General features: G+C 63.5%; 11 protein-coding genes. 2 read left to right on the top strand and 9 right to left on the bottom strand.

Annotation, left to right across the window (positions count from 1 at the left end; all coding sequences use genetic code 11):
* Nucleotides 1-10: 10 nt before the first annotated feature.
* The gene (gene tkt, locus BUA42_RS19935; protein ID WP_143152761.1) at nucleotides 11-1,954 is read left to right on the top strand and encodes a transketolase; all 1,944 of its coding nucleotides are present in this window, start codon (nucleotides 11-13) and stop codon (nucleotides 1,952-1,954) included.
* Between the two features lie 68 nt (nucleotides 1,955-2,022).
* Here the strand turns inward: tkt and repC are convergent, their stop codons facing one another.
* The 9 genes from repC to BUA42_RS19890 all read right to left on the bottom strand — a co-directional run bounded on the left by repC (nucleotide 2,023) and on the right by BUA42_RS19890 (nucleotide 11,972).
* Nucleotides 2,023-3,294, bottom strand: coding sequence for a plasmid replication protein RepC (gene repC, locus BUA42_RS19930; RefSeq protein WP_072780106.1), 1,272 nt, complete (start codon nucleotides 3,292-3,294; stop codon nucleotides 2,023-2,025).
* Nucleotides 3,295-3,556: 262 nt separating this feature from the next.
* Nucleotides 3,557-4,492: a plasmid partitioning protein RepB gene (gene repB, locus BUA42_RS19925; RefSeq protein ID WP_245819079.1), complete on the bottom strand. Its 936-nt coding sequence runs from the start codon at nucleotides 4,490-4,492 to the stop codon at nucleotides 3,557-3,559.
* Nucleotides 4,493-4,526: 34 nt separating this feature from the next.
* On the bottom strand, nucleotides 4,527-5,708 hold the full coding sequence (gene repA, locus BUA42_RS19920; RefSeq protein ID WP_072780105.1) for a plasmid partitioning protein RepA: 1,182 nt from the start codon (nucleotides 5,706-5,708) through the stop codon (nucleotides 4,527-4,529).
* Nucleotides 5,709-5,863: 155 nt separating this feature from the next.
* Complete coding sequence (locus BUA42_RS19915; protein ID WP_072780104.1) at nucleotides 5,864-6,622, bottom strand: hydroxypyruvate isomerase family protein; 759 nt, start codon at nucleotides 6,620-6,622, stop codon at nucleotides 5,864-5,866.
* Nucleotides 6,619-7,269 (bottom strand): 3-oxo-tetronate 4-phosphate decarboxylase, encoded by a 651-nt coding sequence (gene otnC, locus BUA42_RS19910; protein ID WP_072780103.1) that lies wholly within the window; start codon nucleotides 7,267-7,269, stop codon nucleotides 6,619-6,621. Before otnC ends, BUA42_RS19915 begins: the two co-directional genes overlap by 4 nt.
* Complete coding sequence (otnK, locus tag BUA42_RS19905) at nucleotides 7,266-8,537, bottom strand: 3-oxo-tetronate kinase (protein ID WP_072780102.1); 1,272 nt, start codon at nucleotides 8,535-8,537, stop codon at nucleotides 7,266-7,268. Before otnK ends, otnC begins: the two co-directional genes overlap by 4 nt.
* The gene (ltnD, locus tag BUA42_RS19900) at nucleotides 8,534-9,430 is read right to left on the bottom strand and encodes an L-threonate dehydrogenase (RefSeq protein ID WP_072780101.1); all 897 of its coding nucleotides are present in this window, start codon (nucleotides 9,428-9,430) and stop codon (nucleotides 8,534-8,536) included. Before ltnD ends, otnK begins: the two co-directional genes overlap by 4 nt.
* Nucleotides 9,431-9,452: 22 nt before the next feature.
* Nucleotides 9,453-10,970 carry an aldehyde dehydrogenase (NADP(+)) gene (locus tag BUA42_RS19895; RefSeq protein WP_072780100.1) on the bottom strand — a complete coding sequence of 506 codons (1,518 nt, stop codon included), beginning with the start codon at nucleotides 10,968-10,970 and terminating at the stop codon, nucleotides 9,453-9,455.
* A 90-nt stretch (nucleotides 10,971-11,060) separates the two neighbouring features.
* On the bottom strand, nucleotides 11,061-11,972 hold the full coding sequence (locus tag BUA42_RS19890) for a dihydrodipicolinate synthase family protein (RefSeq protein WP_072780099.1): 912 nt from the start codon (nucleotides 11,970-11,972) through the stop codon (nucleotides 11,061-11,063).
* 111 nt (nucleotides 11,973-12,083) lie between these two features.
* On the opposite strand from BUA42_RS19890, the gene BUA42_RS19885 reads away from it, so the two are divergent.
* On the top strand, nucleotides 12,084-13,151 hold the full coding sequence (locus tag BUA42_RS19885; protein ID WP_218588654.1) for an Ldh family oxidoreductase: 1,068 nt from the start codon (nucleotides 12,084-12,086) through the stop codon (nucleotides 13,149-13,151).
* The last annotated feature ends 137 nt before the right edge of the window (nucleotides 13,152-13,288 follow it).

The following is a 13,288-nucleotide window of genomic DNA, read 5'->3' as shown; positions in this document are numbered from 1 at the left end:
GATCCGCGCGATGCCCGACATTCAATCCATGGCCCACGCCATCCGGTTTCTGGCCCTCGACGCCATCCGCAACGCCGGCGAAGGCCATCAGGGCGTCCCCCTCGGCATGGCCGAGATTGCGGCGACGCTCTACGCCAATCACCTCAAGGTCGACCCGAAAGACCCGCTCTGGCCAGACCGCGACCGTGTGGTCCTGTCCAACGGGCACGGCTCCATGCTGCTCTACGCGTTGCTACATCTGTCGGGTTGCGAGGCGGTGTCGCTCGACGCGATCAAAACCTTTCGGAAGCTCGGGTCCGTTTGCGCAGGTCACCCGGAGATTGAACAACATGCCGGGATCGAGATCACCACCGGGCTCCTCGGTCAAGGCATCGCTTGCGCCGTCGGCATGGCCGTGGCGGAACAACGCTTGCAGGCCGAATTCGGCGCAGACCTCGTCGATCATCGCACCTGGGCCTTCGTCGGCGACGGGTGTCTGCAAGAAGGGATGGGACAGGAAGCGATCTCTCTCGTCGGGCACCTTCAGCTTGGCAAACTGACCTTCCTCTGGGACGACAACCAGATCACCGATGACGGCGCGACGTCTTTGTCCATCAGCGAAGACATCCCGGCCCGCTTCCGTGCCGCGCAATGGCAGGTGATCGAAGTCGATGGCCACGATATCGACGCCATTGATGCTGCGCTGACCAGCGCCAAATCCGATCCCCGCCCCAGCCTGATCGCCTGCCGCACCGTAATTGCGCGCGGCATCCCCCGTCTCGAAGGACAGCGCGGCGGCCATAGCGCGCCACTGACCGATCAGGACAGCATCGAGATGCGCGCGGCACTCGACTGGCCGCACCCGGCGTTTCACATCCCTGACACGATCTACGCGGACTGGGACAACGCCATGCAGCGCGGGCGCGACGCGCAGGAGGCATGGCGCACCCGCAAGCAGGACCACCCCAAAGCGCAGCCCTTCGACAGCTGGCACCAAAGCCCCCTGCCCGCGCCATGGCCGTCCCTGCCCCATCCCAACGCGCCGACGCCGACAATCCAGTCCTCCGGCGACGTCTGCGATCAGCTCATGGACGCGATGCCGAATACCCTGGTCCTCTGCGCCGATCTGGAGGCGCCGACCAATCACAAACGCCGTCGCAGCGCATTCACTGCGACGGACCGCAACGGCAGCTATGTGCATTGTGGCGTGCGCGAGCACTTGATGGGGGCGATGGCCTGCGGGATCGCGGCGCATGGCGGGTTGCAACCCATCGCCGTGACGTATCTTGCCTTCTCCGACTACGAACGCGCCGCAATGCGGATGGCTGCGTTGATGGCGTTGCCGGTTCTCTTCGTATTCAGCCACGATTCCATCGGTGTCGGCAGCAATGGCCCCACGCATCAGCCGATCGAAGTGCTCGCCAGTTTCCGCGCGATGCCGAACATGCGCGTCTTCCGCCCCGCCGACGCTGTTGAAACCGCAGAGGCCTGGCAGATCGCGTTGGAAACGCGCAACGGCCCGTCGCTTCTGGCGCTCTCTCGTCAACCGGCCGACCAAGTCCGGCAGGACACAGACACCAACCGGTCCCGCTCCGGCGCATATGTGCTGTCCGAGCCCTCCGCATCCCGTGCGCTCACCCTGATCGCGACGGGCACCGAGGCGGGCCTCGCGATTGAGGCACAACAGGCGCTTGAGGCCGAAGGCATTCCAACCGCCGTCGTTTCGATGCCCTGTTGGGAGCTCTTCGAGACGCAACCCGCCGCGGCCCAGACCGAAATCCTTGGCACCGCCCCCCGCATCGCCATCGAGGCGGCATCCCCCTTCGGCTGGACCCGCTGGCTCCGCCCGCAAGACGCGTTCATCGGAATGACCACCTTCGGCGCGTCGGCAACGGCGGATGTCCTCTATGAGCATTTCGGCATCACCGTGGATCGGATCATCGAGAAGGCACGCGAATTGGTCAAATCTGACTGAGCTGTACAAGTTGGCAATGAGGCCATTCCAGATGCATTTCTATTAAAAGTCAATTGTTTACACCACTGTCACGCCCCCTGCCCGCTCAATCGCCCGTAGATGCTGCGTTCGAGATTGAGGTCTCCGGTTCCGGATTTACGGGCCATGCCGCGCAGGTAGCCACCTGCAGAGGAGACTTCACCTTTTGCGTGTTTGTCGAACACAAGCGCCATCGCCGTCACGGCGGTTTGTTTGCCCATAATGGACTGGGTGGTGTGCCACGTTCTGTCTGATACGCCGATCATCTTGGTGAGGTCACAGGCCGCGCGGAAAAGATCGCCCCAATCGCGCAGGCAACCGACCATGTTCCGGGCCCAAAAGGCGAATTCCGGACAGGCTTGCATCACGGTTCGAATGTCCAAAACCCTTTCAGAGGGTGGTTTCGGCGTTGCTCCCCTATCCTCGTTTTCAAAGGCAGGTTTCACTGGAAGTGTTGCTGGTGGCTCGTTTCCTTTGGGATTACGGATTACAGATCCATGATATTTGGTAGTTTGTATGTGCGGTTCATAATTGGGCTCCTTGGGGTCCATTTCTTGGGATTTTTCCAAGCTTGCCGCGGGATTTGGCCGGGGGTTTTCCAAGGCGTTGTCCACTCGCGACGCCGCAAGATACGCGTGTTCGACCTGTGCCAGGAGGCTGTGAAAGCCTGCCAGGAGGTGTTCCAGTCCCTCTGAGCCCACTCCGCGTCGGGGCAACTTTCCCAACAGGGTCTCAAAGCCAGCCAGATATCGCTCCCAAGGGCCGTTCAGCCCGTCGGTGAGCGCGGCCTCGATCCGCGCGCGGATCATGCGGCGGGTGACGGTGATTTGCCGTTTCAGGCGTTGGCAGAGGGCGCGCTCGTTCTGAAGCTGCGTGTGCAGTTCTTCGAATTCCATCGCGCGGGCGGCCAGTGGCGACAGGTCGATGCCATACGCCTCCACAATCACGCCCTCCGCGTCCCTGTGGCCCCAGCGCTTGCCATTGGGGCTGTCGCAGAACGCAATCACACCCGCGTCGGCCAAACGCCGTGTGTGGCGTTTCAGGGCGGAGAGGGAAAAGCCGGTTCGATCAACCAGATAGGCGTTCGACGGCCAAACAATGGGCCGCCTGCCCTGCTCCCAATCCTGCGGCTGTGTGAACGCAGCGAGTGTGTCCAGAAGCATCAGATCGCCCGCTTTAAGACCGATCTGTGCGCCCACACGTTTCACCGCCAGAAAGGCCCGTGATTTTGGGACCGTAGCGTTTACACCGGCCTCTGCCAGTTTTTCGGCCACCGCCAAAGATGCCGTTGCCTTGCGCCAACCTGTCGGACGCGCGGACATACGGGTTTCGTCCGGCGATATGCGAGTCGCCGGTGCCCCATAGGGGGTGTCGCACATATTTTTCATAGCCTTTGCGCACAAAAAAGCTGTTCACCCAGAGGCGTTTTTCGTTGTTCTGTGATTCGCGAGCTGCTATGAAAGTTGTGTCAAAACATGTTGCGCTTTTTGCGCTGCAGCCCTCGAAGCCTCGGTTTCGGGGGTTTTTTGTGCCTGTCTCCTCTTGTTGCTCGTGTCCTCGTTTCACCGCAGCGATGTGCGGCCCCTACTCCTTGCGGGTTTCTTTTTCGAACCTCACAAAGGCAGTCTCGATCATGGTGTCCAGCTGGCCATCCAGCCATTCCGCGAAAGCCGCTGTGTCGCCGGTTTTGCGGACAGACAGCGCGACGGCAGAGCCTGTGCTTTTGATCTGCACTCCCGAGACCGGGCTGCGTTCCTTGGCGGGCGCACGCTCCTGTCGGCCACGTTTCGCGATGTGATCCAGAAGCGCTTCAAGCCGCACGTCCGAGGGTGCATCGTCGTCCAGCGCTTCGAAGATCGCAGACGCCTGGCGGTCGGTCATGCTCTTGGCCTCAAAGGCTGCGGCAAGTGCCATCCATTTCGGTCGCCCGGATTTCGGGGCGGCCCCGATGGCGTCGCCGACCGCATCGGGTACAAGCCGGGTGACTCGCTCCATCTGCGACAGTGTGTTCTTGCTGATCGCCAGCGCCTGGATCACCTCGGCGCGGTCGTGGCCCATCGCTAGGCTTGCCTTCGCAAATCGGGCGCGCTCGTAATAGCTCAGATCGGCGCGGCTCGCATTCTCAAGCCCTTTCGCCATCAGCGCATCGGAGTCGTCCAGCGTCCGGATCAAAGCTTTGACCGGGATGCCGATCTGGTGGCAGGCCAGAATGCGGCGGCGGCCATAGATCACTTCGAAATGCCCATCCCGATTGGGCGACGGGCGGAGCAGCACTGGCACTTGCTGCCCTGACAGGCGGATGGAATCGCGCAGGTCCTGCACATCCTCGTCGCCGCTGTTAACAGCTGTTAACTCAAGCCGGTCTTGCGGCCCCCAAGACAGGATCTTGTCCGTATCGACATCCTGAATGCCGCCAAGCCCGGCGCGCACCGATCCGATGGTGCCTTTCGGCAGAGACGGTTGCGCCCTGCCCTGCCCGCCGGTTTTCGACACCTCGTTGGCCGCGGTGATCGCAGCCATGATGCCCGTCTTGTTCTTTCCCATTGCCATCGGTCTATCGTCCCCATGCAGATTGAATCATCCGCGATACGTCCGCCCCAACCGCATCCATGCTGTCGCGCGCCCGGTCATAGGTCGACCGGATCATGTCGGCGCGCGCCACCTCGTAGATCGACATCTTGAGCATCGCCGCGTCGGCAACGGCCGTGCTGCGCAACGAGGTCGATGGCACCACGCGATCCTGAAACAGAGCACGCATGAGCGTCACGATCTGCTGGCTTGGAATATCGCTTGGGTCATCTCTTGCGATGAGAAAGGAAAAGAAATCGTGACTTAACCGAACGCCGGTTTCCTCGATCACACCAAGATAGGCCGAGGTCATCTCGATGAACTGTTGCGTCGACGCGAGGTCGAGCATCGAAGGCGTCATCGGCACCAGGACCGAGGTCGCGGCATATAACCCAGTGAGCGTCAGGAACCCAAGGGCAGGGGGGCTGTCGATGATCACAACGTCAAAACGGTCGTCCACCGTGTCGATGGCATGTTTCAACCGCTCGAAAAACGAAATCCCACGGCCCGCATAGACGGCGGTTTCCGTCTCGAACTCGCTCAGAACCAGCTTTGCTGGGGCAAGCGCCAGTCCCGGGAAATAGGTGTCGACGATCACCTCCGACATGGGCAGCGGGTCTTCGTAGCGTAGTGCGTCGTAGATCGACGTCCCTTCGAATTCGATCTCAGGCTGGATGCCACAGAACCCGGTCAGACTGCCCTGCGGGTCCAGGTCGATGGCCAGCACGCGATAGCCCTGCAGGGCGAGATAGTGACACAAATGGATGGCAGAGGTCGACTTGGCCGACCCGCCCTTGAAGTTCATCAACTGAACCACTTGCAGCTTGTCGTCGCCGCGCCGTCCCGGAACGTACTTGCCCGGCGTCCGCGCCGTTTCCTCAAGCGCGCGGCGAATGGCGAACAGCTCTTCGCCAGAATAGAACCGGCGTCCGTTCCGGTTCACGTCGGGCTCGGGCAGGGTGCCGTCGCTGTGGCACTTGCGCAGGAACTGGCCGGTCACGCCCAGTAGGTCAGCGGTCTCTGTAGCGCTGAATAGTCTCAAATATTTGCGGTTGTCCGGGGCGTACGCCTGCTCCAGATGCGTTGACAACGCCACCTCTAGACGTGCGGCCATCTCGCGTGTAAGCTCGGTCTGCGACGTTGCCTCTATCGGGGCCGTCTGGAACATGGTTGCCTATTTCCTGCTCGAATGCGCTTATTTGCGCAACTTGGCACGATAGGTCGCGATTCACCTTGCTAAGTCAAGAAAAATATCCACAGGTCGCGGGTGCGCAAGCGGCCGCTACAAAATCCAGTGGCGTGCATATCGGCTGTTAACAGCTGTTAACTCCGCATCATGGACAGCCAGCCCAACGTGTCCTCTGTCGGACCGCCGGGCTTGTACTCTGCCCCAAGCGGCGCGTCGTACCCCATGTCGCGGATCACATCGAAGACATGCCCGTAATTCACCTCACCCCGATCCGGCGCGCCGCGATCCGGGACCGAGGCGAACTGGATGTGACCGATCTGCGGCTTCAGACGCTGAAGCCGATGGGTCAGATCGCCCTCCATGAGCTGGATGTGATAGCAGTCGAACATCAGTCTGAGGTTCGACGCGCCGACCTCCTCGATGATGCGGATCGCTTGCCCGGAGGTTTTCAGAAAATAGCCCGGCGCATCGTAGTGGTTCAGCGGTTCGATCAGGATCGTCCGATCCGGCGCGGCGTCGCAGGCGTACCGAAGGTTGCGGACGAAGGTGTCATGCGCGTCTGTCCCGTCCGCGAACCCGGCCATCAAATGGATCGCGTCCGCAGTGACGGCTTGGGCATACGCAACCGCTTCATCAATCGCCAAGCGCGCGTCGTCGTCGCGGCCGGGCAGGGCGGAGAGCCCGTTTTCCCCGCCGGCCACATCGCCGCGACGGGTGTTGAGACCCAGCATCGGCAGCCCGGTCTCTTTCAATGCAACTGCAACCTCGGCCGCGGGTGTTTCGTAGGGCCAGTGGCATTCGACCGCGTCGAACCCGGCAGCTTTGGCGGCGCGGATGGCGTCGGGCAGCGGGCGGTCCTGCCAAAGAAAGCCCAGGTTGGCCGAGAATTTCATACGTCCCACTCCACATCGAATTTCATCACCACCGCGCGCACCTGATCGTCGGTCAACGCGCGGGGGCTGAGGCCGCGTGTCAACATCGCAAGCCGGGCCGTGTCTTCCAGTTCTTCCACCGCATTGCACGCAGCCTCGACATCCTTGCCCGCCACAACCGGCCCGTGATTGGCCAGCATTACTGCACTGCGCTTGCCTGCGAGCCCGCGCACGGCTTCGCCCATCGCTGGATCGCCGGGTAGGAAGAACGGCAGGAGCTTCACCTTGCCCAGCTTCATGATCCCGTAGGGCGTGAGCGGCGGCAGGAAGTTGTCCTCGTCGACATCCGGCATCATCGACAGCGCGACGGAATGGCAGGAGTGCAGATGCACCACGGCCCCGGCGGTGCTGCGCGTGTCGTAGAAGGCGGAATGCAGCGGCATTTCCTTGGTCGGTTTGTCGCCGCCGATCAGCGTACCTTGCGCGTCAAAGCGGCTGAGCCTGCCGGGGTCGAGCCTGCCGAAGCTGGTGCCCGTGGGGCTCACCAGAAGCCCGCCATCATCGGTCCGGGCCGATATGTTGCCGGTGCTGCCACCGGTCAGCCCGCGGTCGAACATCGATTTGGCGAGCAGGCAGATCTGTTCGCGCAGTCGGGCCTCGCTGCTCATGCCGCGTCAAGCCTGTCTTGCGCGTCGGTGAAGAAGGTCTCAGCCCCGAAGTTCCCGGATTTCAGGGTCAGCGCGAGGGTGTGCCCGTCCGAGGTGCAGAAGGTCCACGGCACGCCCGGTGCGATCTCGGCTCCGATGTCGAGCTGCGTTACACCAAGCGCCTTGGTCACCGCGCCGGATGTCTCGCCCCCCGCTACGATCACCCGCCGCGCGCCCATGTCCCGCGCAGCGACAGCGCAGGCGGCCAGCGTGTCTTCGATGAGCACACCCGCCTTTGCGGTGCCAAGCGCCTCTTGCGCCGCCTTGACCGACGCCGGGTCCGCCGTGGCGTAGATGAGGGGGGCTTGGGTAAGGTTCTGCCCGGCAAGCCAGTCCAGCGCCGGTTGCGCGCCGGTCTTCGCCACCTCTAGCGGATCAAGCCGGAACGTCGGCGCGCCCGTATCGACGTAGCGCGCGACCTGCGCGTTGGTCATGGCGGAACAACTGCCGGACAGGATGATCGTCTGCTTCGGGATGTCCGGCTTTGGCGTGCTTGGCGCATCCTCGGGCAGCAGTCCTTGCGCCTTGTAGAGATGGGGCAGGGGCATCGCGACCGCGGATCCGCCGGTCATCAGGGGCATGTCCTGGCACGCCTCGGCGATGATGTGCAGATCGTCGTCAGCCACCGCATCGACGACCACATGTGCATACCCCCCGGCCTGCAAGTCGGAAAGCCGCGCGCGCAACGCCTCCACGCCACGCGCAACCGTCAGGCGGTCGGCGAGGCCCACGGGTCTGGTCACCTGCGGTTCCAACAACCGCATCAGGTTGCTGTCGCGCATCGGCGTGAGCGGATGATCCTTCATCGGGCTTTCCGCCAAAGGCTGCTGTCCGACGAACAGATACCCCATGAAGATCGCACGTCCGTTTTCGGGGAAGGCGGGGCAGTAGATCGTTTGGCCGGTCCCGAGCGTCTTCATCAACGCCTCCGCGACCGGGCCGATATTGCCTTCCGCCGTGCTGTCGAAGGTGGAGCAGTATTTCCAGAAAAAACGTTTTGCACCAGAGGCTTGCAACCATTCGAGCGCCTTCTGCGTCTCCGCGACTGCCTCTGTCACAGGCGCGGTGCGGGACTTGAGCGCGATCACTTCGAACGGGCTGGTCTCCTCAGGCGGCTCGGTCGGCACGCCGATGCGAAGTGACACGCGGACACCGCTGCGGGCCAGCAGCCCGGCCAGATCCGTCGCGCCGGTGAAATCGTCGGCAATGCAGCCGAGCAGGGTGGTCATGTATCTTCCCCGGGCAAGGTCAAGCCTGCGTTACGCGCATAGACCTTGGCGACCGCTGCGTCGTCCTCGTGGCCCAGCCCCATCCCGGCGGCGGCCACGAATTGCTGAAGCGCCGCGGCGGTGATTGGCGCGCTGAATTTCGCGTCCTTCGCGATATCGAGCACGATGCCCAGATCCTTCGGCCAGATATTGACCGAGCTGTGCGGCGTGTAATCGCCCGCCACGATATGCGGCGCGCGGTTTTCCAGCATCCAGCTGCTCCCGGCGCATTTGCTGATCACGTCTACGAACTTGTCCGGGGTCACGCCCTGCGTCATGCCAAAGGTCAGTGCCTCGGCCATTGTCGCGATATGAACGCCTGCCAGAAGCTGGTTCACCGCCTTCATCGCACTGCCCGCGCCAGCGCTGTCACCCAGTTCGAACACCGTCTCGGCAATGCTGTCGAGCACCGGGCGGAGCGCGGTGAACGCGTCGGGCGTGCCGGAGGCCATGATCGACAATTGTCCGTTCGCCGCCTTGACCGACCCGCCCGAGATCGGCGCGTCGAGATAGTGCAGGCCAAGGGCTTGGCAGCGCGCCTCCATGTCCTTGGCGAAGGCGGGTGGGACCGTTGCGCAGGACAGGATCGACGCGCCGTTGGTCAGTTTCGGTGCGATCCCGTCTTCGCCGAACAGCACCGCCTCGGTCTGTGCCGCGTTCAGGACGCAGACGATGACGCTGTCCAGGTCCGCGAAGGGCAGGGGGCCGTCCTGCCCGCCCTCGTTCACCAAACGTGCCATCTGGTCGGTGTTGATGTCAACGCCCCAGACCATGTGCCCGCCGCGCAAAGCTGATTGCGCGATGCCGTAACCCATCGAACCAAGGCCAATGGCCGCCAATTTCTGCTGTGTCATAATGCTCCCCCCGATGGTCAGTTTAGCCGCCCGTCAGATCGCCGGGCAAGAGCGCGTCGGGGATATCCTGGTAGCAGACCGGTCGCAGGAAGCGCCGGATCGCCAGCGTGCCAACCGAGGTGGCGCCGAAATTGGTCGAGGCAGGGTAGGGGCCGCCGTGCACCATCGCGTCCGCGACTTCGACGCCGGTCGGGAATCCGTTGGCAAGGATGCGCCCCGCCTTGCGTTCGAGAATCGGCATCATGCAGGTGCCAAGTGCGACGTCCGCCTCATCGAGATGGAGCGTGCAGGTAAGCTGCCCTTCCAGCGCGCGGGCGATGTCGGCCATCTGGTCTTCGTCGCTGGCGCGGACGATCAAGCCCAGCGGGCCGAACACCTCGTGGTGCAAAGACGGGTTGGCGAGGAACGTGTCCCCATCGGTGTCATAGACAAACGGCGCGGCGGCGCGACCCTCGCAGGGGGACGCGATCACCTCTTTCACCGGAGCCTCTGCCACGTCCGACTGACCCGCGCGGAACGCCTCGGCGATCCCTTCGGTCAGCATCGTCTGTGGTTGCACCTCGGTCAGGGCGTCTTTCGCGGCGCTGATGAAGCCGTCGATGGCAGGGTCGTCGATCATCACGAGGATACCCGGGTTGGTGCAGAACTGCCCCGCGCCCATTGTCAGCGATCCGGCCCAGCCTTTGGCAATCGCCTCGGCCCGGTTGGACAGCGCGTTCGGCAGGATGAAGACGGGGTTCACCGATCCCAATTCACCGAAGAACGGGATGGGTTCCGGCCGTGCCGCGCAGAGATCGTAAAGCGCCCGTCCACCGCGCAGCGATCCAGTGAAGCCGACGGCCTTGATCCGCGGATGCTGCACCAGCGCGGTGCCGACATCGGTGCCGTTGCTCTGGAGGAAGGAGAACACGCCGGGGTGCACACCTTCCTTCTGGATGGCGGCATGGATGGCCTCTGCGATGATCTCGCCCGTACTGGGATGCGCCGGGTGACCTTTGACCACCACCGGGCAGCCCGCCGCCAACGCACTTGCCGTATCACCACCGGCGGTCGAGAAGGCCAGCGGGAAGTTCGATGCGCCGAACACGGCGACCGGGCCGATTGGGCGTTGCACCATCTTCAGATCGGGCCGGGGCAGGGGGGTGCGATCGGGCAGCGCCTCATCGTGACGCCGGTCGAGGTAGGCGCCCTTTTGGATATGCGTCGCAAACAGGCGCAACTGCCCCACCGTGCGTCCGCGTTCACCTTGAAGGCGCGCCTCGGGCAGTCCGGTTTCTTCGGTCCCGATCTGGGTGATGGCCTCGGCACGGGCGTCGATCTCGTCAGCGATGGCGTTCAGAAATGTCGCGCGGGCCTCGCGGGGGGAATAGCCGTAGCTCCAGAAGGCCTCTTCCGCCGCTTCGCACGCGGCGTGAACATGATTGGCTGTTCCGGCGCTGAAGCTGTGCGCGGTGCCGTGCGCGGGCATGGAGGTGAAGGTTTTGTCGCTCGCGGTCCAGTTCCCGGCGATGAGGTGTTTCCCGTGGGGCGTGAAGCTCATGGTCAAAGTCCTTTTGGTCTTGGTCGTCCGGCGCATCGCGTCAGACGTAGAGTGCGGTCGGGGTCCTGTAGATCCGGCGGTTTCGAAGCCTCAACGGCCCCAACGCAGAACCACCGGGTCAAGCGGGCGGATCAGGCGCAGAAGTGCTGCGCGGGTGTCGGGATGTAACGGCGGGATTGGATGGCGGCAGAAGTCGGATGTGATCACACCGCCCTCGACCATGGCAGCCTTTGCGGCGCGGAAGCCGCATTGGCGGTTTTCGTGGTTGATGGCGGGCAAGACGCGGGCATAGGCGGCCTCCGCCTGTGCAAGATCACCGGCAGCGAAATGGGTGAGGACCGGCTTGATCTGGTCGGGGATCAGGGCGCTGGTCATCGACCCGGTTGCCCCCGCTTCGAGATCGGCGAGCAGGGTGATGGCTTCTTCCCCGTCGAACGGACCTTCGATGGCATCCCCGCCTTCGGCGATCAGTGCGCGCAGCTTGGCGGCGGTTTGCGGGCATTCGATCTTGAAGAGCTTCACCATCTCGATTTCGCGCGCCATCCGCACGAGGAGCGGCACAGGAAGATCGACACCTGAGAGCGGCGCGTCTTGGATCATGATCGGGATACCGACCTCTCCAACCGCCTGAAATTGCGCGAAGGTTTGCTCTGCCGTACCTTTGAGCAGCGCGCCGTGATAGGGCGGCATCATCATCACCACATCCGCGCCGAGCGATTTGGCAAAACGCGCACGCTCGACTGCGATCTGCGTGGCGAAATGGCTGATCGTGACGATCACCGGCACGCGCCCCGCGATGTGTTCGACCGACAGGCGCGTCAGGCGTTCACGCTCTTCGTCGGAAATCAGGAACTGTTCCGAGAAGTTCGCCAGCACGCAAATCCCGTCAACGCCCTGGTCGATCATGCAATCGAGCACGCGTGTCATCCCGTCATGGTCGACGCTGCCATCGTCGTGAAACGGCGTAGGCGCGACGGGCCAGATGCCGGAATAGGCAGTCATGGGGCAACCTCCACAGATGGTCTTCTTGGCGCAGGGCGCGGTGACTTGGCTAGCACATTCGCGCCGATTTGGTATACCAAAATTCCGAACAGGGGCAGGAGGAGCAGCGCCATGATGGAGACTGTCACAGTCGATCCGGCAGAGATCACGCAGACCATGGTCGACATCCTGCGCGCGGGCGGCTGCGCGGAGGACGAGGCGCGTTGCGTGGCGGAGCATCTGACCGACGCCAGCGCCACGGGGCATGACAGCCACGGCATCATCCGAATCCTGCGCTATCACCAGTGGTTGCAGACCGGGCAGATCCGGGCGGGGCAGGGTCTCACCCCGATGGTGGAGCTCGATGCATTCACGCTTTTCGACGGCAACAGCGGCATGGGGCAACGGCTTGCCCGGGATGCGGTGGCGCGCGGGATCGCGATGGCGAAGGACAGGGGCTTTGCCGGAATCGGCTTGCGGCGGGCCGGGCATATCGGACGGCTCGGCGCCTATACCGAACAGGCGGCGGCAGAGGGGCTGGTGTCGATCATGTTCGTGAACGTGGCCGGGTCGCAGCTGGTGGCGCCGTTTGGGACGGGTCAGCGCGCAGCCTCCACCGCGCCGGTGTCGGTGGGCGTGCCCAATCCGGGCGGCGACGATTTCATCCTCGATTTCGCGACCTCGATGGTGGCCGAGGGAAAGGCGCTGGTGGCGGCGCAGGGCGGCGCGCCTTTGAAGGTCGATGCGCTGGTGGACAGCGACGGTCGCCCGACCCGAGACCCGGCGGTGCTTTATGGCGAGAGCGTCTCATCCGCGGTGCCGGACCCGCGCGGCGGCGACGGTGCCCTGCAGGCCTTCGGGTTGCACAAGGGGTCCGGGCTGATGCTGGCCTGCGAGCTTCTGGCGGGCGCGTTGACCAGCAACGGCACCAACGGCGCGACCGAGCATCCGTTCGGCAACGGGCTGCTGGCAGTTTTCATCGACCCCGCGCGTCTGGACGCCGAGGGCGCAATCTTTCCCGAGGTGGCAGGCTATATCGATTTCGTCCGAGGCCTGACCCCCGGCACCGACACCGACCGCGTCCTCATCCCCGGCGACCGCGAACGCACCCTGCGGGCCAAGCGGATGCGGGAGGGGATTCCTCTGCCAAAGCGCGTGGCGGAGGAGATTGAGGCGCTGGCGCGGAACGAGTTGGGCTGAGGCTTATTGAAAGGGAGTGACGAGGTTTGGGTGCTTTTTCGGATAATGTGATGGATTGGATGCCCCTCCTGCCGTTTCATAATGGACTCGGTTTAGAAAGAAGGAGGGAAACCAATGTCAGAGCTTCATATTTTAGG

This window comes from Marivita hallyeonensis (assembly GCF_900129875.1).
GTDB lineage: Bacteria > Pseudomonadota > Alphaproteobacteria > Rhodobacterales > Rhodobacteraceae > Marivita > Marivita hallyeonensis.
This window is presented reverse-complemented; position numbering and strand designations above follow the sequence as displayed.

Excerpts from the sequence above, each read along its gene's own strand:
- BUA42_RS19915 (WP_072780104.1), bottom strand. The coding sequence starts at position 6,622 with ATGAAATTCTCGGCCAACCTGGGCTTTCTTTGGCAGGACCGCCCGCTG.
- repB (WP_245819079.1), bottom strand. The coding sequence starts at position 4,492 with ATGGCTGCGATCACCGCGGCCAACGAGGTGTCGAAAACCGGCGGGCAG.
- tkt (WP_143152761.1), top strand. The coding sequence starts at position 11 with ATGCCCGACATTCAATCCATGGCCCACGCCATCCGGTTTCTGGCCCTC.
- otnC (WP_072780103.1), bottom strand. The coding sequence starts at position 7,269 with ATGAGCAGCGAGGCCCGACTGCGCGAACAGATCTGCCTGCTCGCCAAA.
- BUA42_RS19895 (WP_072780100.1), bottom strand. The coding sequence starts at position 10,970 with ATGAGCTTCACGCCCCACGGGAAACACCTCATCGCCGGGAACTGGACC.
- BUA42_RS19885 (WP_218588654.1), top strand. The coding sequence starts at position 12,084 with ATGATGGAGACTGTCACAGTCGATCCGGCAGAGATCACGCAGACCATG.
- otnK (WP_072780102.1), bottom strand. The coding sequence starts at position 8,537 with ATGACCACCCTGCTCGGCTGCATTGCCGACGATTTCACCGGCGCGACG.
- repA (WP_072780105.1), bottom strand. The coding sequence starts at position 5,708 with ATGTTCCAGACGGCCCCGATAGAGGCAACGTCGCAGACCGAGCTTACA.
- ltnD (WP_072780101.1), bottom strand. The coding sequence starts at position 9,430 with ATGACACAGCAGAAATTGGCGGCCATTGGCCTTGGTTCGATGGGTTAC.
- repC (WP_072780106.1), bottom strand. The coding sequence starts at position 3,294 with ATGTCCGCGCGTCCGACAGGTTGGCGCAAGGCAACGGCATCTTTGGCG.
- BUA42_RS19890 (WP_072780099.1), bottom strand. The coding sequence starts at position 11,972 with ATGACTGCCTATTCCGGCATCTGGCCCGTCGCGCCTACGCCGTTTCAC.